The organism is Vreelandella boliviensis LC1, assembly GCF_000236035.1.
Lineage (GTDB): Bacteria > Pseudomonadota > Gammaproteobacteria > Pseudomonadales > Halomonadaceae > Vreelandella > Vreelandella boliviensis.
In genome coordinates this window covers 800164-822756 of the sequence record NZ_JH393258.1, presented here as the reverse complement: position 1 = coordinate 822756, position 22593 = coordinate 800164, and the positions used below count along the sequence as shown (strand labels likewise).

Here is a 22593-nt window from a genome sequence, read left to right as displayed (position 1 = left end):
GGCTCCTCGCAATGACAAACAAGGCAGGCTCCTATCGCCCTTCCTGTCATCGCGAGCGCAGCGCGGCGATCTGGGCTTATTGCCCTTTCTGTCATCGCGAGCGAAGCGCGGCGATCTGGGCTTGAGTGCCACCGCGGGTAGAGATTGCTTCGTCGCAGGCTCCTCGCAATGACAAACAAGGCAGGCTCTTCGCAATGACATAAAAGGAAGTTATATTTAGTTGATATGTAATAAAAAAAGCCAGCATAAGCTGGCTTTTGGGCGTTTCGGTACTACGTTGAGTCCAGCTTGGGGGCTTAATCCAAGTTGCGGGAGTAGAAAATTTCCAGCATCTCCTTACGCAGACGGCCCTCAATATCGCGAGCTTCTTCAAAGGTAATATCGCGGCGCGATGTGCCGAACAGGTAATTATCCAGCTCAAAGTCTTTGAGCAGCATCTTGGTGTGGAACATGTTTTCCTGATACACGTTGACGTCCATCATCTGATACGCATGCTTGGTGTCTTCAGCAAGGTAATCTTGAATGGAGGTAATGCCGTGATCGATAAACAGTTTTTTGCCATCCACATCGCGGGTAAAACCACGCACTCGGTAATCCATGGTGACAATGTCGGAGTCGAAGCTGTGGATCAGGTAGTTCAGCGCTTTTAACGGGCTGATATGACCGCAGGTGGATACATCGATATCCAAACGAAAAGTGCTGATACCGTTGTCGGGGTGTGACTCGGGATAGCTGTGCACTGTAACGTGGCTTTTATCCAGGTGCCCAACCACCGTCTCCGGTAGCGGGCCGGGGCCCGGCTCAATTTGCTCAGGCGCCGCTTCATCAAGCTCATGTTCGGCAATCAAAATCGTCACGCTAGCACCGTGGGGCTCGTAGTCCTGGCGGGCGATATTGAGCACATGGGCGCCGATGATATTGGTGACGTCTTTAAGAATCTGCGTCAAACGTTCGGCGTTGTAGAGCTCATCGATATAGTCGATGTAAGCTGCAGTCTGCTCTTCGGTTTTGGCATAACAGATATCGTAAATATTAAAGCTCAGCGAGCTGGTCAGGTTGTTAAACCCGTGGAGTCGGAGATTGTCTGTCACTACCGAACCTCCTCAATAATCTCAAAGGAATGGGTAATCTCAACGCCGCCGTTAACGAGCATGATCGAGGCACTGCAATACTTTTCAGCAGAAAGTTCAACCGCGCGAGCAACCTGCTTCTCTTTAAGCGCGCGTCCGGTCACCACGAAATGGACGTGGATCTTGGTAAATACGGCGGGCACTTCATCGGCGCGCTCGGCGTCTAACTCAGCAACGCAGTCGGTCACATCGGCACGCGCTTTATCAAGAATATTCAAGATATCAAAAGCGGTGCAACTGCCCATGCCCATCAACAGCATTTCCATTGGGCGAGGCCCTGTATTGCGGCCGCCATGGTCGGGCGGACCGTCGATCACAACGCTGTGCCCGCTACCGGATTCCGCCACGAATTGGCGGCCTTCTGTCCATTTTACCCGTGCTTTCACGCTGCTCTCCTCATCTAGGCGACGAAAGGTAAGTCGCGCAGCATAACATTTCTTGGCCTGCGCGCCTCTCTTCCCGGTCCTACTCTTGCTTGGGCTTCAGTTGGTTTTCCAGCGCGGTCAGGCGTTCAGGGGTTCCCACATCGACCCAGGGCCCTGTGTAGCGTTCACCGCTTACCCGATTGTTATCAATGGCAGCTCTGAGCAGTGGCGCCAAAGCAAAGGCGCCCTGCGGCTGACCGTCTAACAGGGCGGGATGAATCACGCTGATTCCCGCGTAGGTCAAGCGCTCAGTGCTGGTTTGATTGACGCGCCCTACCGCTAGTCCAAAATCCCCATTCGCGTGGTGTGGAGGGTTTTCCACCAGTACCAAGTGCGCCAAATCGTCGCCCTGGAGCGCGTGTTGGGCTGGTAGTGCCGCGCACCAAACGTCACCGTTGACCAACAAAAAAGGCGCCTCGCCAAGTAGCGGCAGCGCTTGTTGAATGCCGCCGCCGGTTTCCAGCGGCGCTGTTTCGCGGCTCCAGTGAATGCGCAATCCATAGGCGTTACCGTCGCCTAGCGCGTCAATAATCTGCTCTGCACGGTAGCTGACGTTGATGACGACCTCATGAATACCTGCCTCGCGAAGACGCTCCAGGTGGTGCACGATGAGCGGCTTGCCTGCGACGGGCAGTAGCGGCTTGGGGCAATGGTCAGTGAGTGGGCGCATCCGCTTGCCAAGCCCCGCGGCTAAAATCATCGCTTTCATGACGGCATTTCCGCTAGTCGTTTCATAATGGCAGGCCGTAAGGTGAGTTTGACCCACTCTGCGAACGCCACCTGCTCGGGCACATTGGAGGAGGAGAGCGCAGAGAGACTATCTTCCAGGTGATCCAGAAAGTGCGGTAAGCGCTCGAGATAGCCACTTTTTTGATCACGCAGGGTTAAACGGCAGAAAATCCCCAGTACTTTTAGCGAGCGCTGGGCGGCCATAGCGTGGCATTGGGACAGAAAAGTGGCAAAATCGACGCTGCTAGGGAGTCGGCCGTCGCGGCGAGCCTGGTGATAAAATGCCTCGACAAAGTTGGCAAACTGCTCGCTACTAAAGCGGCAGTAGCGCCCCCGCAGCAGCGAGATCACATCGTAGCTGAGTGGACCCGCCACAGCGTCTTGAAAGTCGATCATAAACAGACGCTGGTCGTGCATCATCAGGTTCATGGCATCATAATCACGGTGCACAGTGACTACCGGTTGCGCTAAGGCGTGCTGAATAAGCTGCTCGCGAATGGCTTGCCAGCTATTTGGAGGTGGCAGCGTTAACCAAGCGCTGAGACACCACTCGGGAAACAGATCGAGCTCGCGGCCAAGCAGCGCCGTATCATAAGCAGGCAGTGAGTCAGGGTTTGCGCGGTTTTGTAGCTCCGCGATCAGCGTGAGAGCCTGCGCATGGTAAGCCTGTGTGGTAGCGTCACCGCTAAATAAATGCTGCAGCGGCGTATTGCCCAAGTCTTCTAGCAACAAAAAGCCATCTGCTAAGTTGGTGGCGTGCACCTTGGGTACCGGCAGCCCGGCGCTGCGCCAGCGCCTAGCGATAATCACAAACGGCTGGGAGTCTTCTTGGTCAGGAGGGGCGTCCATAACCACCTGGGTGTTGCCATCGGGTAGTGTGAGGCGATAATAGCGCCGAAAACTCGCGTCACCCACTGCAGATGAAAGCGAAATATCGGCCTGTGTTAGGCCATTTTGTTGGGCAGCCCACGTGGTGAGGGCGTTAATCCGATATGAGGACATGCAAGCTCCTTGCTGGTCGGGCATGATGCGGGCTGTATAATACCGATTCTGGATGCCAAGGATAACGAACATGGGCAAGCGATTTTCGCGCACGTTGCCGGTTGCGCATACGCTGATGGGCAGTTTGCTTGCTGGCGCCTCGTTTACGGCGGTGGCTCAAGGTGAAGCCTTATCTGCGGAAGCGTTGGATTGGCAACCCTGGGGGAAAGAGGAAGCGGCTAATCAACTGTGCCGTGGGCGCTACGTCATGCCCAGCTACCGCTTACCAGCGGAAGATAATCCGGAAACTCTCTCACTTGAGGCCAGCGACGTCGATTACGCTGCCAATGGTGAGGCGTTGCTACGCGGTGATGTTGTACTGCGTCGCGGCAATGAGGAATTGGAAGCGGAGCGCGTGTTTTTACCCGCTGATCGTCAGCAGATCGATGCTGAAGGCAATATTGCTATACGCGACGGGCTTGTTTTGGTACGCGGCGAACAGGCGATGCTAAGGCTTAACGAAGATCGGGCCACCCTGGGGAACAGCCACTATGTGCTTTACGAGCAGCATCTGCGCGGCCAAGCCCGTCAGCTAGAGCAGACAGGGGAGAGCGAGTACCGCCTGAAAGACGCAAGTTTTACTACCTGTGATCCGGGCGCCAATAGTTGGCAACTGGTCAGCAGCGATATTCGCCTGAACCAGGCCGAAGGATTTGGCACTGCGCGTCATGCCCGTCTGCAGGTGAAAGATGTGCCGGTATTTTACTGGCCATGGTTACGCTTTCCCATCGACGATCGCCGACACACTGGGCTGTTGACACCCTCAATTGGCCTCTCGGCAGATGGTTTTGACTACACGCAGCCGTTTTATTGGAATATTGCGCCCAATCGCGATGCGACCATCACGCCGCGCTGGATGAGTGATCACGGCTTGCTGATGAACGGTGAGTACCGCTACCTGTTTGAAGAGAGTGCGGGCATCGTCGAAGGCGGCTATTTAAGTAGTGATAACGGCGGTTCTGGAGGCGGTGCAAATCGCTTCGAAGGCGAGGATCGCTGGTATGTGGATGCCCGCCATGCTGGTCGTGTTAATGAACGAAGTAATTACAGCCTGCGCTACGGTGCGGCCAGCGACGGGCGCTATTTCGATGATTTTGGAGGCGAGTTTGGCGACAGTGATCGCGCTAGTATGGGGCGCTTGGCGCAAGTCGATTACCGTGGTGAGCGCTGGCAGCTTGATGCTCGAGCTCAAGGGTTCCAGCGCTTGGAATACCCGCTCAACGATAGCGATAAGCCGTTCTATCGCCTGCCGAGCTTAAGCGCCAATGCCAATTGGCAATTGGGCAATGGTTTCTATAGCCAATGGCGCTCCAATGCGACCTATTTCTGGCGGGATGTGAACGAGCAGCGTGTGATTGAACGTGAGGCTGCCACGGGTAGCCGTGTGCACTTAACGCCAGCCCTGGGTTGGCGGTTTGAGCGGCCCTGGGGCTACCTGGAGCCACGAACAGAGCTTTGGCACACCGACTATCAATTGGATTACGGCGAGCGCGACACCCAGCGTAGCGACTCGCCCAGTCGCAGTATTGCGGTAACCTCGGTGGACAGCGGCTTGGCGTTTGATCGTGAACTCTCCCTGGGTGGGCGCGACTATCGCCAAACCTTAGAGCCCCGTTTGAACTACGCCTATGTACCGCGCACTAATCAGAGTGAGCTACCCGTTTTCGATAGCCGCGAGCGCGCTTTCTCCTGGAATCAGCTGTGGTCGGCCCAACGCTTTTCCGGTGCCGACCGAGTGGGCGATCTCAACCGGCTCTCTTACGGCGTGCAATCGCGCTTGCTTGAAGATGCATCTGGTCGTGACCGGCTCTCGTTTGGGGTAGGCCAGAGCGTTTACTTTGATGATCGCAGAATTGATATTGAGGGCGATGCTGATACGCTACCGTCGCGCACCGACGGTGAACGTTATTATCAGGCCACGCGCGATAAATCGCCGCTGGTTACACGCATCGACTGGCAGATTAGCGATCGCTGGAGCACTGGCTACGATTGGCTCTACGACGATAACCTCGACCGCACCGAACGCTCAAGCTTGGATGTACGCTATCGTCACCCTCAAGGCCACGTAGTAAACCTTGGCTACCGTTGGGAGATCCAAAACTTTGACCCTGGGGTAGAAGCCAGTGATGACAGCTTTCGCAACTACGATCGTGAAGAATGGGATCTGTCATTTGCGTGGAAGGCAAGCCCTCAGATTGATCTGATCGGTCGTTATATTCACGATCAAACCAATGATCGCTCGCTAGAGCAACTGGCTGGCGTGCAGTGGAGCGACTGCTGCTATGGCTTGCAGCTAGTATGGCGGGAGTGGGTCGATGACAATGACAATGCGCGTATCGACGATGACTTTAACGATCGCGGGCTATTTTTGCGCTTCGTATTCCGTGGTTTAGGCGGTGTCGGTCAGGAGGCGGATAGCTATTTTGAACAGACCATTCCTGGCTATCGTCCGACTGCCCTGTAAATGACTTCCATAGAATGGCTAATGAAAGAGACGTTTGTTATGAAAATGAGAAAGCCCTTGCTAAGCCGTATGAAACAGCTCTCTGCAGGTAGTTTGCTGGCGCTGTGTGTAGGCACAGGCCTTGCGCTGGCCCCGCTAGCCCTACAGGCGCAGAACTTCCAGTCCACCCAGCGCCAGACGCTAGATAGCATTGTGGCTGTTATCAATGACGGTGTGATTATGCGTAGCGAATTAGATGATCGCATGACGCAAATCGAGCAGCAGGCGCAAGCCCAGGGCGGCAATCTTCCGCCCCGCTCCCAGCTGGAGCGGCAGGTGCTCGAACGCATGGTGATGGAAGAAATTCAGCTGCAAATGGCAAAAGATGCCAATTTGAGCATCGATGATACCGAGCTCAATGGGCAGGTTCGCTCGATTGCCGAATCGAACGGCATGACGCTGGATGAGTTTGCCGATGCCGTGGAAGCTGATGGTATGACGCTTGCCAGCGTGCGCGAAGATATTCGCCGCGAAATGCTCATGCGTCAGGTGCAGCAGCGCCAAATTAGCAACCGTGTATCGGTCAGCGACCGCGACGTTGAGCGCTTTCTAAACCAGCAGCCCGGCCAATCCGGCGAGCAGAACTTTATTGAAGAGACCCGTGCCCGCCACGTGCTGATTGCACTGACCCCTAATCGCGACGAAAATCAAGCCCGCGCGCGCGCGGAAGAGGTACGCCAGCGCTTGTCGCAAGGCGAGGATTTTGCCTCAGTGGCGCGTGAGGTGAGTGACGACAATGGCACTGCCCTCAACGGTGGCGAACTGGGCTGGGTTCGCCCAGGGCAAACCGTTCCTGCCTTTGAAGAAGCGATGCGTGAACTAGGCGTTAACCAAGTATCTCAGCCGGTTCGCTCTCAGTTTGGCTACCACGTGATTGAGGTGGAAGAGCGTCGTCGTCAAAACGTCACCCAAGAGAGCCAGCGCGAGCAGGTGCGCCAAGCGATCTTCCAGCGTCGCGCCAACGAAGCGTTAGAGACTTGGCAGCAAGAAATTCGCTCACAGGCCTTTGTTGATGTTCGTCTCTAATGGTAGCGGGCGCTCTATCACCTGATAGCACTTTGCCGGTGGTCATCACCACTGGTGAACCGGCAGGTATCGGCCCGGAGCTAACGCTGATGCTGGCGGCTCATGGCCAGCTCCCAGCGAATACGGTGGCGGTTGGCGATCCTGCTATGCTGCGCCAGCGCGCAGTTGCCTTAGGGCTTAATGTCAGCGTGGTTGAGTGCGTGCCAGGCGAGTCTCCAAACGGCGCCAAGGGCTTGCCGGTTTGGCCGGTTACGCTGAATCAACCGGCCACGCCGGGCGTTCTCGATCCGGCTAACGCCGATTATGTCTTGGCCACCCTGGCGCTGGCTGTGGATGCATGCCAAAGGGATCTGGCTGCTGCCATGGTCACGGCGCCGCTGCACAAAGGCGTAATCATCGAGGGCGGCTATTCTGGCTTTACCGGACACACCGAGTGGTTGCGCGATGCCTGTGGTGTCGATGAGGTGGTGATGATGCTCGCCACCGACGCGGCGCTGCATGCGGCGTTGCCAAGTTGGCAGGGCAGTGGTGATTTACGTGTGGCACTGGTGACCACCCATTTGCCGCTGCGCAATGTTGCCGACGCCATCACCTTTGAGCGGGTAACCCGTATTAGCAGACTGCTGGTGGCCGACTTGCAGCGCCAGTTTGGGATTGCCAAGCCACGCATCGCGGTGTGTGGCTTGAACCCCCACGCCGGTGAAGATGGTCACCTGGGGCGCGAAGAGCTGGATATCATTATTCCCGCGCTTGATGCACTACGCGCTGAAGGAATGGATATCCTTGGCCCGTTGCCCGCCGACACGCTGTTTACCCCCAGGCACTTGGCAGGTGTCGATGCTGTGCTGGCGATGTACCATGACCAGGGCTTGGCGGTATTAAAATACGCAGGCTTTGGTCAGGCCGCTAACATTACCCTGGGCTTGCCATTGGTACGTACTTCAGTCGACCATGGCACCGCGCTGGATCTAGCCGGTAAAGGCGTGGCAGACCCCGGCAGCCTAAAAGTCGCTATCACCCTTGCTCGCCGCTTAGCCGCGCAGCGGTTGTCTGCTAAATCCCCCGATTGAACCCGCACTCCAAGGAACACCGTTTGATGTCTACTGTGCCCCAACACCGCGCTCGTAAACGCTTTGGTCAGAACTTTCTACGTGACCTTGGCATTATCTCGCGGATCGTTCGCGCCGTTGGCCCGCGCTCGACGGACCGCCTGGTCGAAATCGGCCCAGGCCAAGGAGCGCTGACCGAGCCGCTGCTGGAAGCCGCAGGGCATTTAGAAGTGATTGAACTCGACCGCGACCTTATTCCAGGCCTGCGGGTGCAGTTTTTCAACTACCCCGATTTTGTGGTTCATGAAGGCGATGCGCTGAAGTTTGATTTTGCCGCGCTAAAAGGCGATGGTCCCGCGCTGCGCGTGGTAGGCAACCTACCTTATAATATCTCCACGCCGTTGATTGTGCATCTGCTAGCCGCAGGAAGTGCCATAGAAGATATGCATTTTATGCTGCAAAAAGAGGTGGTTGAACGCTTAGCCGCAGAGCCTGGCGGAGCCGATTGGGGGCGTCTATCAGTCATGGCTCAGTACTATTGCCAGGTCGAACAGCTGTTTATTGTGCCTCCGGAAGCCTTTGTGCCGCGCCCCAAGGTCGACTCAGCAATTGTGCGCTTAACGCCCCATGAAATACTGCCCTATACGGCAGATGACCCAGCGCTGCTGTTTGAGCTGGTGAAGCTCGCTTTTGGCCAACGGCGCAAAACGCTGCGCAATAACTTCAAAGGCCGGGTAAGTCCCGATACCTTGGAAGGCCTGGGCATTGACCCCATTCGCCGTCCACAAACTTTGACCGTGGCGGAGTACGTGGCGATTGCCAACCGTGTCGCCGCCGATGAGCAGGCAAGCGGTGAGTGGGGCAGTCAAACGTGAGTGGCCTAGCGATCAATGTAAGCGTTGTACCTAGCTATCGTGCTGATGAGTCTAACGATGGGGAGTCGCGGTATGTGTTTAGCTACACCGTGACGGTTCACAATCAGAGCCCCCATAGCGTCCAGCTTATGGCGCGCTACTGGAAAATCACCCAGGGCAGCGGCGACTGTCAGGAAGTGCGTGGCAAAGGCGTTGTCGGCCAGCAGCCGCTGATTGGCCCCGGCCAGAGTTTTCGTTACACAAGTCGCGCCATTCTTCAGACCCCGGTGGGGGTAATGGAGGGTGCCTATACGCTGTTAGATACCTCCACTCAGCGCGTTTTTGAAGTGGCCATTACCCCGTTTAGGTTGGCGGTGCCACTACAGCTCCATTAGGTGTTTTGCGTTAGCCTGCTCTCTAGATGGTCGCAAAGCCGCAGGGCCAACTGTACTAGCGTTAATGTAGGGTTGGCGTGTCCGGCGCTGGCAAAAACGCTGGAACCCGCCACGTAGAAATTATCCTGGGCAAACAGTCGACAGTCGGTGTTAACGATGCCTTGCTCGGCATCAAGGCTCATGCGCGTGCCGCCCATATGGTGACGGCCAGCCAACTCGCCCTCGGTGGGCAACTCTACCGGCGTATCAACGAGCCAGTCAGCCAGTTGTAGCCTACCTATCTCGTTGTCGCGCAGATACTCACCCAATAGCAGCATGCTCTCGCGGATAGTATGACGATCCAGCTCGGACTGTTTCCACACCAAGCGACTGCGGGGTACGCCCAGCTCATCCGTCTCTTCGCTTAACTCTATGCGATTGTCAAAGCGAGGTTCTTGCTCCCAAGCGGCTCTTAGTACCGCGCCGTGTATTACTCGCCCCTGAGCCTGCCAGACACGCAGTCGTCCCGCCAGCGTTGGCGCCTGATCGGCGAGCTCGTCAATCAGCTCCTGGGTCGCTTCTGGGTTCATGCGGTGTAAGCGCAGCCCACAATTCAGTATTTGGCGTGAGTTGATGGAATGGGCAGTGGGGGAGAGAAATACGTTGTAATTTTCGTCCAGACCCAGCGCTGATGGCTCGAAAAGTAGCGCTTTGCCCACTGTGGCGTGGGGGTGCTCCATCCAGTAGCGACCTAGGGTGGCAGCTTGAGGAATGAGTTGCCCTTGGGTTTGTTGGTTGCACCACAGCAGTAGGCGCGAGTTTTCGATGCCGCCGCAGGCCAGCACGAAGTAGCGCGCCTGAACCTTTCGGTAGTCACCTTGATAGTTTTTGAAAGTAGCGCCGGTGACTTTTCCATCAAGAGTTTCTAGCGCTGCTAAATTGGCTGTTAAGCAGCATTGAAGGGTGGTCGACTCGCTCAGCGTGGTGGCATATTTCTCCTTCAAGCGCGTAGGGTGGCCCAATGAGAAATAGATACGCTTGAGCCCAGAGTCCGTGACCGGCTGATCAGCCGGTGTAGGCGCCAAGTCGAGCACGCTAGCAGCAGCGCGGTAGTAGGGAGATAACGCATTCCGGTCAATAGGCCAGGCTGTCTCACTGGCGGCTCTCTTGGCGGTATAATCATAGCGATCGAGTGGTCGGCAGACGCCGCCCCAGTGGTTGGTCGACCCGCCTAAGTGGCGCAGGCGAGCGCCATAGAGGGGAATATAAGGGTCGCCGACGACTTCGCCCCGGTAGCACTCCTGGGAACGATCGCTGTAGTCTGCATCGCCACCTTCGCAGAGCAGCACGCGGTGCCCGCGCTCTGCCAGGGTAATGGCCATGGAAATGCCGGCCGCACCCGCGCCGATGATGCAGACATCCACGGCGTCGCTGTATTCGCCGATATCCTCAAAGGCGATATACATCAGCGGTCACTGCTGCGAAGTAGCCAGCCGTTCACCGTCACCGCAACAGGCGGCAGGCCAAGTTTGGGCGCGGCAGCTCGTGCGGCAGGAAGAAGCGTTGTGCCGGGAAGTATTAGTGCGCCAAGGCCTGCCAGGGTTGCCGCTCGCAGCAGCCCGCGTCGAGAATGATCCATGGTCATAAGCGTATTGTTTTCCTTAGCAGTTGGTGCGAGATGGCTACACGATTGAGTGGCAAAGCTAGCGAGAGGCTTAAGAGCGCCAAAGCGTACTTTTATAGTGATCTAGGTTCGCCATTTTCACCAGTGTTAATCATCAACATAAACCGCCAGCGACAGGCAGGGGGTGTCGGTGAAGTGGTAGTATTTAGCCTACTCATTTCATTAAAAAGGCCACGTGCATGAGCACCTATGCGATCGGCGATCTGCACGGCTGTCACGCCGAATTTGTAGCGCTTCTTGAGAAGCTCAGCTTCAACCCCGCACGGGATATGCTATGGCTGGTGGGTGATTTGATCAATCGTGGCCCAGGCTCTTTAGAGTGCCTGCGAGAAGTACGCGCGCTGGGTAGCTCGGCACGCAGCGTATTGGGCAATCACGATTTTCATTTACTAGTCGTGGCTCGCGGTGACGGCAAGCTGAAAAAAAACGATACCCTGAGCGATATTCTGGTCGCGCCTGATCGCGAAGCGCTACTGGACTGGCTACAGAGCCAGCCGCTTAGCGTAAGTGAAAACGGAACGCTAATGACCCACGCCGGGCTGTTGCCCCAGTGGAGCGTGCCCCAAACTCAGGCACTTGGGCGAGAAGTGCAGGCGGCGCTTGCCAGCGAAACATCCGGTGAGTTTTTAACCCTGCTATTTGGCAATCAGCCGGATAGCTGGCACGACGATCTAGACGGCATGGATCGCCTGCGTCTGATTGTTAATGTACTGACCCGGATGCGCTTTATTGATGCCCAGGGGTGTTTGGACTTTGCCGCCAAAGAGGGGCTGGATAGTGCCCCAGCGGGCTTTCTGCCCTGGTTTCAATACCCGCGTGACGATGACACCCGGCTGCTCTTCGGTCACTGGGCGGCGTTAGAGGGGCATACCCCACGGGCGCGGGTACCCGTTGAGGCGCTGGATACGGGCTGCGTTTGGGGTGGGCACCTAACCGCGCTCAACCTGGACAGCGGCGAGCGGACCAGTGTGCCTAGCCATCAGCGGGGAAAATGACAGTGAAAGAGACAAGCAGTGATCCCCGTTTAGCGGGCTTGAACGTATACAGAGTGGGCGGCGCCGTGCGCGATGAGTTACTCGGCTGGCCGGTTTATGACAATGACTGGGTCGTGGTAGGTGCTACGCCAGAGGCCATGCGCAAGCGCGGCTTTAAGCCCGTGGGGCGCGACTTTCCGGTCTTCCTGCATCCAGAGAGCGCCGAGGAGTACGCTCTGGCCCGCACCGAACGCAAGTCTGGCCACGGCTATGCCGGGTTTGAAGTACATGCCAGTCCCGATGTTAGCCTGGAAGAGGATCTACTGCGGCGTGATTTAACCATTAACGCGATTGCCCAGAGCACTGAAGGCGAATTAACCGACCCGTTTAATGGTCAAGGCGATATCGAGCGGCGCGTGCTGCGGCATATTTCAGCGGCGTTTAGCGAAGATCCGCTGCGGGTGCTGCGTACTGCGCGCTTTCTGGCCCGTTATGCGTCACTGGGCTTCACTATTGCTCCTGAAACCCTGGCGCTAATGCGTCAGGTGAGCAGCAGCGGTGAACTTGAGCACCTGGCCGCCGAGAGAGTGTGGGTCGAAACGGAAAAAGCGTTGGGTGAGCTAAGCCCAGAGGTCTATCTCACCACACTTGAACGCTGCGACGCGAATAAAGTGTGGTGGCCAGAATTGGTGGGCGAAGCATTAGCGAAGGGCTTGGCGGCGATGGCTCAGGTGCCCGATAGCGGCACACTGGCAGTGGCACACTGGCGCTATGCGCAGCTGGTATCGCCGCTAAGCGCTGAGCAACGTGATGCCTTGGCGGAACGACTCAAACTGCCCAATGCCGTTGCCCAATTAGCTCGCCATACCGCGCTTACTCATGCACTGTTAGCCGAATCACTGGATGGTCACAACGTGCTGCACTGGCTCGAGCGTTTGGATGGCTGGCGTAAGCCTGAACAGGTCGAGGAGCAACTGGCGTTAGTCAAGGTGCTGGCACCTGATCAGGTTGGTCAGCTCGAAAGCGCCTGGCACGCTGCCCTAAAAGTTAGCCCCCAGGCGCTGATAGCCGAAGGGTATCAAGGGGCGGCGCTGGGAAAGGCCTTGCGTGAGCGCCGCGGGAAGGCTGTAGCGGCTGCGCTAAGCTAGCGTCTTGCCGCAGCCAGAAGGGGCTGTTCGTCAGCTTGGGAGATCCAGTGGCCGCGCCAGCTGAAATCGACTGCCCAAAGACGTTGACTGCCAAGCTCAAAGGCGCTCCATAGCTCGGCATAGGGTGTGCCGCAGCGGGGGTGGCGCTGTTCGGGTAGCAGCTCGGCAAGCGGCTGTAAAACAAACGCATTATGAGTGATTTCGCTACGTGGTAAGGCGACCTCATCAACAGTGCCGCAGAGGCTGCCCACAGTGAGTAAGTCGATATCCAGCGCGCGGGGGCTGAATTTTGCAAGATCGGGCAGGCGACCATGCTCAATTTCCAGCTGCTTCCCCCACGCCTGAAGATCTCCGGGCGTCCAGGCACTGTGAAATGCCACGACCAAGTTATAGAAGTTGCGGCTGTCGGCGAACCCGACCGGCTCGCTTTCAAACACGCGGGAGATCCGCAGGGGACCGAAGGTATCAGCAAGCGCATCAAGGCAGCAGCGAATATGCCGGGTGGGGTGAATGTTGCTGCCTAAGCTGAGGGTCACCAGGTTCATGCGCTGAGCTCCTGGGTTGCCTCCGGCAGGATGCCGCGGGTAATTTCCAGACCGACACTAACGGCGTTGGCAACCGCGCCTGGTTTACGTACCGTTAAGCGCAGCCAAGTGATGGGGAACTCCGTACGCAGACACGCAGCGAGACGCTCAGCGAAGGTCTCTACCAGGGCGAACTGATGGGCATCGGCAAACTGCTGAATGCGCTGGCAGATAGCAGCGTAATCCAGAGTGAGGTGTAAGTCGTCGGTGGCTGCTGCCGAACGAATATCGGTCGCCAAGACCAAGTCTAAGCTTAGCGACTGTTGAATCGAGCGTTCCCAGTCGTAGACACCAATCACGGTATCGACACTTAACGCTTCAATCAAAATACGATCCATCCAGCTTCCCCCTACGGTAACAAGCGGGCGATTGTACGTTAGGATGGGGTTAAACGACAGTCAGTCGGGCTAGCGAGACGGTCTATAAAGCGAGCAGAGCGCCATGGCATGGATAGTGGTGGGTTATTTAAGTGGCAGTTGGCTGGCAGCGCTAAGCGTTTGCCGCCTGGCTGGCGTGGGCGACCCCCGCCAGCACGGCTCATTTAATCCAGGCTTTTCCAACGTACTGCGCCTATATGGGCCCCGCTTAGCGGCAGCGACACTGCTGTTAGACGCCTTAAAAGCCATGCCCGCTGTTCTGGGTGCAAAACTGATGAGCTACCCGGTCTGGCTGCAGGGTGTGGTGGGGTTGGCAGTCTTGCTGGGTCACAGCTTTCCGCTGTGGCATGGATTTCGTGGCGGTAAAGCGGTCGCCAGTGCCTTCGGCGTGCTGTTGGTATTGGTGCCCCAGGTGGCGCTACTGAGTGCGGCGATATGGGCGCTGCTGGCGTGGCGACTAAAAACGGCGGCGTTGGCCTCACTAGTCAGCGCGCTCGTGGCGCCGCTGGCCTGTGGCTGGCTAGCGCCGGAGTACATCATAGTGGTGGGTGGGTTCAGTCTGCTGGTGCTGGCCCGCCACGGGCTCAATATTCGCCGGCTTCGACGCGGTGAAGAGCCGCCGTTTGGCGGTTCCTAAGGTGCGCTAAGTTAAGCGTGCTATTAGCTGTCAGAGGCAGCCGGGGGCGCCAGTTGATCCAGCGGCCAGCGGGGCGTCGCCTGCATCATGCCTGGGGTGTCGCACTCGCCTGCCGCCAAGCGTTGAGCGCCCACATAGGCAATCATAGCGCCATTGTCGGTGCAAAATCGCCCACGTGGGTAGTAGGCGCGAGCCTGGCGTTTTTCACACTCTGCGTGCAGTCGTTCGCGCAGGCGATGATTGGCGCTAACCCCGCCCGCGACCACTAAGCGCTTAAGACCGGTTTGATCCAGCGCTCGACGGCACTTAATTACCAGCGTATCGACAACTGCCTCTTCAAAGGCGCGGGCAACGTCGGCGCGGGCTTGGGCGTCGAGTTCGCCGACTGTTTCCAACTGGCGAATGGCTGTCATGGTATGGGTTTTTAAGCCCGAAAAACTGAAGTCGAGTCCCGGCCGGTCGGTCATGGGGCGCGGAAAACGAAAACGCTTGGGGTCACCCTTTTCCGCTAACTTGGCGACCAGAGGGCCGCCTGGATAGGCCAGTCCGAGCATCTTGGCGGCTTTATCAAACGCTTCACCGGCGGCGTCATCCACCGATTCGCCGAGCAGTTGATAGCGCCCCAGCCCCTGCACTTCGACGAGCTGGGTATGGCCGCCGGAGACCAACAGCGCCACGAAGGGGAATTCAGGAGGCTCGTCTTCTAGCATCGGTGCCAATAAATGGCCTTCCATATGGTGTACGCCGAGCACGGGGATGTTTAAGGCGCGGGCCATTCCATGTGCCGTGCTGGCACCCACCATTAATGCGCCGACTAAGCCGGGGCCAGCGGTATAGGTGATGCCATCCAGGTCGCGGCGCGTCAGTTTGGCGTCGCTGAGCACTTGCTCAATCAACGGCAGCAGTTTGCGGGTGTGATCACGCGAGGCGAGTTCGGGCACCACGCCGCCAAACTCAGCGTGCATGGCGATTTGGCTATATAGCGCATCGGCAAGCAGCCCCTTGCCGCCGGTTAACGATGTATCGTAAAGCGCGACACCCGTTTCGTCGCAGGAAGTTTCAATGCCCAGAACTCGCATAAAAAGGGACTCTCAAAGGCTATTCAAAAGGTGTAAAGATGATAAACACAAGAGCGCTAGTCTAGCATTGTCGCCGTAGGTCAGCGTAAGCATTTGCAAAGATGGTCAGTGGCGACTAAACTACTGTGCGCTGTAAAACTGGGTCGTACACCGCGTTGTTAGTCGCAATATGAACCGCGATATCGCAGTGTACGTACTATCCGAACTCAAGACTCCTTAAGGTAGGTGAGTGCTTAATGCCTTCTGTAAAAGTACGTGATAACGAGCCGTTTGACGTCGCCCTGCGTCGCTTCAAGCGTTCTTGCGAAAAAGCCGGTGTTCTCTCTGAGGTACGCCGCCGCGAGCACTATGAGAAGCCGACTGCTGAGCGTAAACGCAAAGCGGCAGCTGCCGTAAAACGCCACGCCAAGAAGATTCAGCGTGAGCAAAAGCGTTTCGAACGGCTCTATTGATCCGTACCCGAGGGGGCCGGAGTAATTAGCTGGTCGTCTCAAGAGGGATGCCAAACGGCCGCCACTAGGTGGCCGTTTGTTTTTGACTGTTGTTTTTGACTGTTGTTTTTCAAGGCTGTTGTTGCTCAAGAACGTCGCTGTTTATATTATAGTGATCTGATTAAGCAATGGATCTGATGACCCTAGGCAGTGTTTTATAAGCAGCGTTTCAAGAGCTGCTTTTAAAAACAGTTGTTAAAACAGGTTTTAAAAACCAGTCTCGAAAGTTAGCGCTTTGCGCGAGGATGCCCGTAGTTCATGGCAGGCCAAATTCCACAGCGTTTCATTGATGACCTGTTAGGCCGCGTTGACGTGGTCGAGGTGGTTGGTGAGCGTGTGCAGCTTAAAAAGGCCGGTCGCAACTTCTCGGGGCTATGTCCCTTCCATCAAGAGAAGACCCCATCGTTTACCGTCAGTGCTGATAAGCAGTTTTATCACTGCTTTGGCTGTGGGGCTAATGGTAATGCACTACGCTTCTTGATGGAGTACGACAAGCTACCGTTTCCAGAGGCTGTGGAGCAGTTAGCCGGGCGCCTGGGTATTGAAGTGCCGCGCGAGGGCGCAGATGATCCGCGTGCTCAACAACGCGATAAGAAGCGCAAGGAGGGCGTCAACCTGCTTGAACTCGCCGCCAGTTTTTATCGCGAGCGATTAAAGATGCAGGAGGGCCAGCCCGCCCAGCGCTATTTGTTGGGTCGCGGGCTCTCCGACGACGTAATCAAGACCTATGGCATTGGCTATGCCCCGGCTGGCTGGGAGGCGCTCAAGCAGCATCTCAGTGAGCGTGGTATTGGTGAGCCGGTTCAGGTGGAGTACGGCCTGCTTATTCATCGTGAGGATACCGGGCGTACCTACGATCGCTTTCGTGATCGGGTAATGTTCCCGATACGTGACTTGCGCGGGCGCACCATTGCTTTCGGCGGCCGGGTAATGGGCGATGATCAACCCAAATACCTCAACTCACCGGAAACGCCCGTGTTTCATAAAGGGCGCGAGCTCTACGGCTTGTACGAGGCACGCCAAGTCTCGAACAAACTTGAGCAGTTGGTCATGGTCGAAGGCTATATGGATGTGGTGGCGCTGGCGCAATACGGTATTCATAACGCCGTGGCGACACTGGGTACCGCGACCACGGAAGACCATTTGACCCGCCTGTTTCGGCTGGTGAGTCGCGTAGTGTTCTGTTTCGATGGTGACCGTGCGGGAAGGCAGGCGGCTAGCCGTGCGTTGGAAACCGCATTGCCGCAAATGATTGATGGCCGTGAAGCGCGTTTTCTGTTTCTGCCCGAAGGTGATGACCCGGACACCCTGGTGCGTCGTGAAGGCACTCAGGCATTTCAGGATCGTGTGACCTGTGCCATGCCGCTGTCGGAGTTTCTATTCGAGCAAGCCGCCCAGGGGCGAGACTTAAAAACAGTGGAAGGGCGCGAACGGTTTGCCAGTCAGGTACTCGAAGCATTGAACAAAGTGCCTGAAGGCATGCTCAAATCACTACTGCTGGAGTCTTTGGCGCAGCGAAGCGGATTGGCGCAAGAGCAATTGAAGGTGCTGCTCGAAAAGCGTGCCCAGGCGACGCAACGCCACTCTTCGCAGAGGCAAGCGGAACAGGTCGAGGCCGATTCGGCGTCATCCGCGAAGCTTGGCGCTGTTTTGACAGCACCTGCCCAGTTGTCTCGCTCACGTTCTCAGGCGCTCTCCCCTGTTGGGCGTATTGTGCAGTTGTTGCTACATGAGCCCAATCTGGTGGCCACGCTTCCTGATCATTTGGAGTGGCTGCCGGAAGATGACGACGCACCGCTATGCAGAGAGCTGATCGCTTTGCTCAAGGCGGGGCGCTACCGCAGCCCACAAGTGGTGTTGGCACATTTTCAGGGCAGCCAACAGGGGCATGCCTTGGCGGCCTTCGCCAAGCGCGAGCTGTTGATTCCCAAGGCAGATCGAGAAGCAGAGCTGAATGGCTGGGTGGAGCATTTGCAGTATGTTCAGCGCCAGCGCTCTCCCCACGAGGAGTACACGGCGTTGCTGGCGCAGGAGCGCGCCGGGAAAAAGTTAGATAAGGAGCAGCGCCAGCGTTTGGCAAGCTTGGTAATGGAGCTTGCACAGCGCCAATGAGGCGGTGTCTTGGGCGATGGGGGTTGAATTCCTAGCGTTTCAGCACCAGATATAAGGGTCAGCCACCGAGCGTTGGCCTAACAGAACAAACTAACACACCTGAATTGCCGCGCAAATACGTCGAACTGGAAAATTTCCTGCTATTTACGCTATACTGTACGGCTTGTTGAGTTTAATCGATTCAGCGCTCTAGGTGTTTCATTCTTCTTCGTCGAGATAGGGTTTCTATGGCTGGAAATGCGCAGCAGCAGTCGCGTCTGAAGGAGTTGATCGCGCGAGGCAAGGAACAGGGTTACCTGACCTATGCCGAGGTCAACGACCATCTACCCGAGGATATCGCCGACCCGGATCAAGTGGAAGACATCATTGGCATGATCAACGACATGGGTATAAGTGTCGCTGAAGAAGCGCCAGATGAAGACACTTTGATGATGTCGGATCAATCCACGGACGAGTCCGCTGCGGAAGAGGCCGTAGCGGCCCTTGCCGCCGTGGAAAGCGATGTAGGCCGCACCACTGACCCCGTACGCATGTATATGCGTGAAATGGGCACGGTTGAGCTTCTGACCCGTGAAGGCGAAATTGAAATCGCCAAACGGATAGAAGAGGGTACCCGTGAAGTGATGTCGTCTCTGGCCTATTTGCCGGGAGCCGTCGCGTCTATTCTGGACGCCTACGACGCTACCCAGGATGAAGAAGCGCCAGGGCGTCTTTCGGATCTGTTTTCTGGTTTCATCGATCCCGATGAGGGCATCCCCGGCGTCGCCGAAGCAGAGGTGCCCGAGCCGGAGCCTGAGTCCGAGCTTGAAGAGGACGTGGAAGGCGACAGCGACGATGAGGACGAAGACTCCACGGCCAGCGAAGGCGGCCCGGATCCCGAAGAGGCGCGTGCGCGTTTCGAGCAGATTCGCGAGCAGAATGCCTTAGTCGAAGCGGCGTTTGCTAAACATGGCCGCGGCAGCGCCGAGCTAAAAAGTGAGCAGGCTCGTTTGGCAGTACTTTTCTCGCCCATCAAGCTGGTGCCCAAGCACTTTGAGCGCTTGGTCGGTCAGGTGCGTATCAGCGTTGAGCAGGTGCGTGCCCAAGAGAAAGCGGTCATGCAGCTGTGCGTCAAAAAAGCCAAGGTACCGCGCAAAACCTTTATCAAGTCGTTTCCTGGCAACGAGTCGCGCAAAACCTGGCTGGATGATTTCCAGGCAGCGCAGAGTAAGTACGCCGATCGTCTTGAGCCGCTGCGCGCCGATATTGCCCGTGCCCAGCGTAAGATCGCCTTCGAAGAGGACATGGTGCAACTCTCGGTTGCCGACCTTAAAGAGGTGAATCGCAAGCTCTCGATTGGTGAGGCGAAAGCGCGCCGTGCCAAGAAAGAGATGGTCGAGGCTAACCTGCGCTTGGTAATCTCGATTGCCAAGAAGTACACCAACCGCGGTCTGCAGTTCTTGGATCTCATCCAGGAAGGCAACATCGGCTTGATGAAAGCGGTCGATAAGTTCGAATACCGCCGTGGCTATAAGTTCTCGACCTATGCTACTTGGTGGATTCGTCAGGCAATTACCCGCTCGATTGCCGACCAGGCGCGCACCATCCGTATTCCGGTGCATATGATTGAGACGATCAACAAGCTCAATCGTGTATCGCGCCAGATGCTGCAAGAAATGGGTCGTGAGCCGACGCCGGAAGAGCTCGGCGAGCGCTTGGAAATGCCGGAAGATAAAGTCCGCAAGGTGCTCAAAATTGCCAAAGAGCCGATCTCCATGGAGACGCCGATTGGTGACGATGATGATTCACACCTGGGCGACTTTATCGAAGATGGCACCATGTTGTTGCCCATTGATATGGCCACCGGTGAAGGCCTTATCGAAGCCACGCGTAACGTGTTAGGCGGCTTGACCGCCCGCGAAGCGAAAGTGTTGCGCATGCGTTTCGGTATCGATATGAATACCGACCATACGCTGGAAGAGGTGGGCAAGCAGTTTGACGTGACGCGTGAGCGAATCCGTCAAATTGAAGCCAAGGCGCTACGTAAGCTGCGTCACCCCAGCCGCTCAGAGCCGCTGCGTTCGTTCCTAGACGAGTGAACGCCGTAAGTAGTGATTAGTGGTAGATAGAAAGTAAAAGCCCGTCGTTCTCAGAACGACGGGCTTTTTATTAAAGGCAATTGTTGCTGCGCTTAAGTGGAGAGCTGCCTAGCTTTATAAATGCGGCGCGCTAGTAGCAGTAGTTCCAGAGTGGCAATCAAAATTAAGCTATAACCAAGCAGTTCAACCACCTCTTCAGCGACGCTCTTAAAGGTTCCGGAGTAGCTCTCTTCAAGAACGGCGCGCCAAAAATCCTGACGCCCATATAAGCGCGAGAATATATAAGTGGTTAGCACGCCGGCCGTAAACAAACCAAAGGCGAAAGTGTTGCTGTAATGGGTGAACTCCTCAAGAAAGTGTTGGCGCTGTTTAACCACCCAAAAGAGCGATGGGAGAATAATCAGCGCAACAAGCACCTTCCAGGTGTTACCAGCAACATAGTTATCTAAAAAGTGATCCTGTTCGCGCACCAGAGAGGCGGCCATAAACGCTAGCAGTAGCAGCGTGACGGTGGGCCATACTTTAAGTACCTGGCGAATATAAATCAGCATTGCGCAGCAGGTGGCCAGCACAAACGTTTGGGTAAATTCGGTAAAACCTAGCTCGGAAAACCGTACTGATGGGAGATAAAGCGCTTCTAAATAGGCGCCTTGGGCAATAGCACCGATAAATAATACGTACAGCACGGCACGCACTAAGATGGTTTGAAACCCGATGGGCCAGAGAGGGGGGGAAGACATTCCAACATCCTTTGTGAGTAAGCGGCGTCGCTATTCGCATATTAAAACATGCATGGGTGAATGTTCATTATATCGTCACACTTATGTGTTCGCACGCCGATATTGTGGTTAATCACTCGACGTTTGGTCGTCGGCGCTGCAAAGTAAATAATAAACAGGCAATAACAGCGTTGTGAGGCGTAATGGGCATGGCTATTAGTGTGTTTGATCTTTTTCGTATCGGAATTGGGCCTTCCAGCTCCCACACGGTGGGGCCAATGCGCGCGGCCCGGGACTTTGCCCTGGCGCTTGGTGATGCCCGCGTTACCCGGCTGGTGGTAAGGCTACATGGTTCACTTGCCGCCACCGGGGTGGGGCACGGTACTGATCAGGCAGTGATCATGGGGCTAATGGGCGAAGCGCCAGAAAGTATAGACCCGGACACGATTGCGTTGCGCTTAAAACAACTGGCTGAAGGTGAACCGCTGTTGTTGGCCAATGGGCAACAGACTGCTTTTGACCCCTCTGTTGATGTGGAGTGGGATGATACTTGCCTGCCGTTTCACCCCAATGCCATGGTGCTGAGCGCTTATTGTGATGACGCACTGGTCGCTACCAATACCTTTTACTCCCTTGGTGGCGGTTTCTATGTCGATCAAGCCAAGGCGGATCAAGGTGAGGTTGGCGAAGATGCCACTGAGTTGCCGTACCCCTTTAATACGGCGGCTGAGCTGCTCGCGCTGTGTCGCCAGCATCAACTGCGTATTAGTCAACTGATGTTTGAAAACGAGAAAGCCTGGCGCAGTGAAACGGCCATTCGTGAAGAACTGCTGACCATTTGGCACGCCATGAGCGACAGCATCGAGAATGGCCTACGTGCGACGGGTCATTTGCCCGGCGGACTAAATGTTCGCCGACGTGCACAGCTGCTCCATCAACAGTTGCTTCATCCACCGGCCAATCAGCGGCTGATTGTGTCGAGTTTTACCGTGATGGATTGGGTCAACGTGTTTGCGCTGGCGGTGAATGAAGAGAACGCCGCCGGACGACGCATGGTCACCGCCCCGACCAACGGCGCGGCGGGGATTGTGCCCGCCGTATTGGCGTACTACTTAAAGTTTGAACCCGCCGCCAGCGAGGCAGATGTGGTGGATTTTCTACTTACTGCGGGGGCAGTGGGCATTTTATGCAAAAAGAACGCCTCGATTTCCGGTGCGGAAGTGGGTTGCCAGGGCGAAGTGGGCTCTGCCTGTGCTATGGCGGCCGCTGGGCTTGCCGAAGTGCTGGGAGGCTCGCCGGGTCAGGTGGAAAACGCCGCTGAGATTGGCTTGGAGCATAATCTCGGTTTGACATGCGACCCGGTAGGCGGGCTTGTTCAAGTGCCCTGCATTGAGCGCAATGCGATAGCCTCCGTCAAAGCTATTAATGCGGCACGTATGGCGATGCATGGCGATGGCGAGCACTTTATATCGCTGGATAAAGTGATCCGCACCATGCGCGATACCGGCCGCGATATGCAGGACAAATACAAAGAGACATCCAAGGGTGGGCTCGCCGTCAATGCCATCGAGTGCTAAGC

At 56.4% G+C, this 22593-nt stretch carries 22 protein-coding genes; 12 read left to right on the top strand and 10 right to left on the bottom strand.

Annotation, left to right across the window (positions count from 1 at the left end; all coding sequences use genetic code 11):
* Nucleotides 1–296: 296 nt before the first annotated feature.
* The 4 genes from speD to KUC_RS12945 form a co-directional block, all read right to left on the bottom strand.
* Nucleotides 297–1091: an adenosylmethionine decarboxylase gene (gene speD, locus KUC_RS12960; protein WP_007113658.1), complete on the bottom strand. Its 795-nt coding sequence runs from the start codon at nucleotides 1089–1091 to the stop codon at nucleotides 297–299.
* Nucleotides 1091–1516 carry an OsmC family protein gene (locus tag KUC_RS12955; RefSeq protein ID WP_040480845.1) on the bottom strand — a complete coding sequence of 142 codons (426 nt, stop codon included), beginning with the start codon at nucleotides 1514–1516 and terminating at the stop codon, nucleotides 1091–1093. The genes speD and KUC_RS12955 overlap by 1 nt, the downstream gene beginning before the upstream one ends.
* A 79-nt stretch (nucleotides 1517–1595) precedes the next feature.
* Nucleotides 1596–2264: an N-acetylmuramate alpha-1-phosphate uridylyltransferase MurU gene (gene murU, locus KUC_RS12950; RefSeq protein ID WP_007113656.1), complete on the bottom strand. Its 669-nt coding sequence runs from the start codon at nucleotides 2262–2264 to the stop codon at nucleotides 1596–1598.
* Nucleotides 2261–3286, bottom strand: coding sequence for an aminoglycoside phosphotransferase family protein (locus KUC_RS12945; RefSeq protein ID WP_040480843.1), 1026 nt, complete (start codon nucleotides 3284–3286; stop codon nucleotides 2261–2263). The genes murU and KUC_RS12945 overlap by 4 nt, the downstream gene beginning before the upstream one ends.
* Before the next feature lie 70 nt (nucleotides 3287–3356).
* Here KUC_RS12945 and KUC_RS12940 point away from each other — a divergent pair, with 70 nt between their 5' ends.
* Genes KUC_RS12940 through apaG form a run of 5 tightly spaced genes read left to right on the top strand, consistent with a single transcriptional unit; the run spans nucleotide 3357 to nucleotide 9152 of the window.
* Nucleotides 3357–5789, top strand: a complete 2433-nt coding sequence (locus KUC_RS12940; RefSeq protein WP_007113654.1) for an LPS-assembly protein LptD — start codon at nucleotides 3357–3359, stop codon at nucleotides 5787–5789.
* A gap of 39 nt (nucleotides 5790–5828) precedes the next feature.
* Entirely contained in the window at nucleotides 5829–6854 is a 1026-nt protein-coding gene (locus KUC_RS12935; protein ID WP_040480841.1) for a peptidylprolyl isomerase, read from the top strand.
* Complete coding sequence (pdxA, locus tag KUC_RS12930; protein ID WP_007113652.1) at nucleotides 6854–7924, top strand: 4-hydroxythreonine-4-phosphate dehydrogenase PdxA; 1071 nt, start codon at nucleotides 6854–6856, stop codon at nucleotides 7922–7924. The genes KUC_RS12935 and pdxA overlap by 1 nt, the downstream gene beginning before the upstream one ends.
* A 26-nt stretch (nucleotides 7925–7950) precedes the next feature.
* Entirely contained in the window at nucleotides 7951–8778 is an 828-nt protein-coding gene (rsmA, locus tag KUC_RS12925) for a 16S rRNA (adenine(1518)-N(6)/adenine(1519)-N(6))-dimethyltransferase RsmA (RefSeq protein WP_040480839.1), read from the top strand.
* Complete coding sequence (apaG, locus tag KUC_RS12920) at nucleotides 8775–9152, top strand: Co2+/Mg2+ efflux facilitator ApaG/CorD (protein ID WP_040480837.1); 378 nt, start codon at nucleotides 8775–8777, stop codon at nucleotides 9150–9152. Before rsmA ends, apaG begins: the two co-directional genes overlap by 4 nt.
* Here apaG and KUC_RS12915 read toward each other — a convergent pair.
* Both KUC_RS12915 and KUC_RS12910 read right to left on the bottom strand, forming a co-directional pair.
* The gene (locus tag KUC_RS12915; protein ID WP_007113649.1) at nucleotides 9149–10597 is read right to left on the bottom strand and encodes an FAD-dependent oxidoreductase; all 1449 of its coding nucleotides are present in this window, start codon (nucleotides 10595–10597) and stop codon (nucleotides 9149–9151) included. The genes apaG and KUC_RS12915 overlap by 4 nt on opposite strands.
* Entirely contained in the window at nucleotides 10597–10776 is a 180-nt protein-coding gene (locus tag KUC_RS12910; protein ID WP_007113648.1) for a hypothetical protein, read from the bottom strand. The genes KUC_RS12915 and KUC_RS12910 overlap by 1 nt, the downstream gene beginning before the upstream one ends.
* Before the next feature lie 218 nt (nucleotides 10777–10994).
* Here KUC_RS12910 and KUC_RS12905 point away from each other — a divergent pair, with 218 nt between their 5' ends.
* A complete protein-coding gene (locus KUC_RS12905) occupies nucleotides 10995–11810 on the top strand; it encodes a symmetrical bis(5'-nucleosyl)-tetraphosphatase (RefSeq protein WP_007113647.1) in 816 nt (271 codons plus the stop codon).
* A gap of 2 nt (nucleotides 11811–11812) precedes the next feature.
* Complete coding sequence (locus KUC_RS12900) at nucleotides 11813–12937, top strand: tRNA nucleotidyltransferase/poly(A) polymerase-related protein (protein WP_276526974.1); 1125 nt, start codon at nucleotides 11813–11815, stop codon at nucleotides 12935–12937.
* Here the strand turns inward: KUC_RS12900 and folK are convergent.
* Both folK and folB read right to left on the bottom strand, forming a co-directional pair.
* On the bottom strand, nucleotides 12934–13482 hold the full coding sequence (gene folK, locus KUC_RS12895) for a 2-amino-4-hydroxy-6-hydroxymethyldihydropteridine diphosphokinase (RefSeq protein ID WP_007113645.1): 549 nt from the start codon (nucleotides 13480–13482) through the stop codon (nucleotides 12934–12936). The two genes, KUC_RS12900 and folK, sit on opposite strands and share 4 nt — an antisense overlap.
* The gene (gene folB / locus KUC_RS12890; protein WP_007113644.1) at nucleotides 13479–13859 is read right to left on the bottom strand and encodes a dihydroneopterin aldolase; all 381 of its coding nucleotides are present in this window, start codon (nucleotides 13857–13859) and stop codon (nucleotides 13479–13481) included. Before folB ends, folK begins: the two co-directional genes overlap by 4 nt.
* Before the next feature lie 103 nt (nucleotides 13860–13962).
* Here folB and plsY point away from each other — a divergent pair, with 103 nt between their 5' ends.
* On the top strand, nucleotides 13963–14535 hold the full coding sequence (gene plsY, locus KUC_RS12885) for a glycerol-3-phosphate 1-O-acyltransferase PlsY (RefSeq protein ID WP_007113643.1): 573 nt from the start codon (nucleotides 13963–13965) through the stop codon (nucleotides 14533–14535).
* A gap of 23 nt (nucleotides 14536–14558) precedes the next feature.
* On the opposite strand, the gene tsaD is transcribed toward plsY, so the two are convergent.
* Nucleotides 14559–15614 (bottom strand): tRNA (adenosine(37)-N6)-threonylcarbamoyltransferase complex transferase subunit TsaD, encoded by a 1056-nt coding sequence (tsaD, locus tag KUC_RS12880; RefSeq protein ID WP_007113642.1) that lies wholly within the window; start codon nucleotides 15612–15614, stop codon nucleotides 14559–14561.
* 236 nt (nucleotides 15615–15850) lie between these two features.
* Here tsaD and rpsU point away from each other — a divergent pair, with 236 nt between their 5' ends.
* The 3 genes from rpsU (at nucleotide 15851) to rpoD (ending at nucleotide 20295) form a co-directional block, all read left to right on the top strand.
* The gene (gene rpsU / locus KUC_RS12875; RefSeq protein ID WP_007113641.1) at nucleotides 15851–16066 is read left to right on the top strand and encodes a 30S ribosomal protein S21; all 216 of its coding nucleotides are present in this window, start codon (nucleotides 15851–15853) and stop codon (nucleotides 16064–16066) included.
* Between the two features lie 297 nt (nucleotides 16067–16363).
* Nucleotides 16364–18217: a DNA primase gene (dnaG, locus tag KUC_RS12870; protein WP_007113640.1), complete on the top strand. Its 1854-nt coding sequence runs from the start codon at nucleotides 16364–16366 to the stop codon at nucleotides 18215–18217.
* A gap of 227 nt (nucleotides 18218–18444) precedes the next feature.
* On the top strand, nucleotides 18445–20295 hold the full coding sequence (gene rpoD / locus KUC_RS12865; RefSeq protein WP_007113639.1) for an RNA polymerase sigma factor RpoD: 1851 nt from the start codon (nucleotides 18445–18447) through the stop codon (nucleotides 20293–20295).
* Nucleotides 20296–20387: 92 nt separating this feature from the next.
* On the opposite strand, the gene KUC_RS12860 is transcribed toward rpoD, so the two are convergent.
* Nucleotides 20388–21035: a hypothetical protein gene (locus KUC_RS12860; protein WP_040480834.1), complete on the bottom strand. Its 648-nt coding sequence runs from the start codon at nucleotides 21033–21035 to the stop codon at nucleotides 20388–20390.
* A gap of 188 nt (nucleotides 21036–21223) precedes the next feature.
* On the opposite strand from KUC_RS12860, the gene KUC_RS12855 reads away from it, so the two are divergent.
* Nucleotides 21224–22591, top strand: a complete 1368-nt coding sequence (locus tag KUC_RS12855) for an L-serine ammonia-lyase (RefSeq protein ID WP_040480832.1) — start codon at nucleotides 21224–21226, stop codon at nucleotides 22589–22591.
* The last annotated feature ends 2 nt before the right edge of the window (nucleotides 22592–22593 follow it).

Excerpts from the sequence above, each read along its gene's own strand:
- KUC_RS12940 (WP_007113654.1), top strand. The coding sequence starts at position 3,357 with ATGGGCAAGCGATTTTCGCGCACGTTGCCGGTTGCGCATACGCTGATG.
- KUC_RS12855 (WP_040480832.1), top strand. The coding sequence starts at position 21,224 with ATGGCTATTAGTGTGTTTGATCTTTTTCGTATCGGAATTGGGCCTTCC.
- rsmA (WP_040480839.1), top strand. The coding sequence starts at position 7,951 with ATGTCTACTGTGCCCCAACACCGCGCTCGTAAACGCTTTGGTCAGAAC.
- rpsU (WP_007113641.1), top strand. The coding sequence starts at position 15,851 with ATGCCTTCTGTAAAAGTACGTGATAACGAGCCGTTTGACGTCGCCCTG.
- dnaG (WP_007113640.1), top strand. The coding sequence starts at position 16,364 with ATGGCAGGCCAAATTCCACAGCGTTTCATTGATGACCTGTTAGGCCGC.
- KUC_RS12860 (WP_040480834.1), bottom strand. The coding sequence starts at position 21,035 with ATGTCTTCCCCCCCTCTCTGGCCCATCGGGTTTCAAACCATCTTAGTG.
- rpoD (WP_007113639.1), top strand. The coding sequence starts at position 18,445 with ATGGCTGGAAATGCGCAGCAGCAGTCGCGTCTGAAGGAGTTGATCGCG.
- KUC_RS12945 (WP_040480843.1), bottom strand. The coding sequence starts at position 3,286 with ATGTCCTCATATCGGATTAACGCCCTCACCACGTGGGCTGCCCAACAA.
- KUC_RS12905 (WP_007113647.1), top strand. The coding sequence starts at position 10,995 with ATGAGCACCTATGCGATCGGCGATCTGCACGGCTGTCACGCCGAATTT.
- KUC_RS12910 (WP_007113648.1), bottom strand. The coding sequence starts at position 10,776 with ATGACCATGGATCATTCTCGACGCGGGCTGCTGCGAGCGGCAACCCTG.
- tsaD (WP_007113642.1), bottom strand. The coding sequence starts at position 15,614 with ATGCGAGTTCTGGGCATTGAAACTTCCTGCGACGAAACGGGTGTCGCG.
- murU (WP_007113656.1), bottom strand. The coding sequence starts at position 2,264 with ATGAAAGCGATGATTTTAGCCGCGGGGCTTGGCAAGCGGATGCGCCCA.
- folB (WP_007113644.1), bottom strand. The coding sequence starts at position 13,859 with ATGGATCGTATTTTGATTGAAGCGTTAAGTGTCGATACCGTGATTGGT.
- plsY (WP_007113643.1), top strand. The coding sequence starts at position 13,963 with ATGGCATGGATAGTGGTGGGTTATTTAAGTGGCAGTTGGCTGGCAGCG.
- KUC_RS12915 (WP_007113649.1), bottom strand. The coding sequence starts at position 10,597 with ATGTATATCGCCTTTGAGGATATCGGCGAATACAGCGACGCCGTGGAT.
- folK (WP_007113645.1), bottom strand. The coding sequence starts at position 13,482 with ATGAACCTGGTGACCCTCAGCTTAGGCAGCAACATTCACCCCACCCGG.
- pdxA (WP_007113652.1), top strand. The coding sequence starts at position 6,854 with ATGGTAGCGGGCGCTCTATCACCTGATAGCACTTTGCCGGTGGTCATC.
- KUC_RS12935 (WP_040480841.1), top strand. The coding sequence starts at position 5,829 with ATGAAAATGAGAAAGCCCTTGCTAAGCCGTATGAAACAGCTCTCTGCA.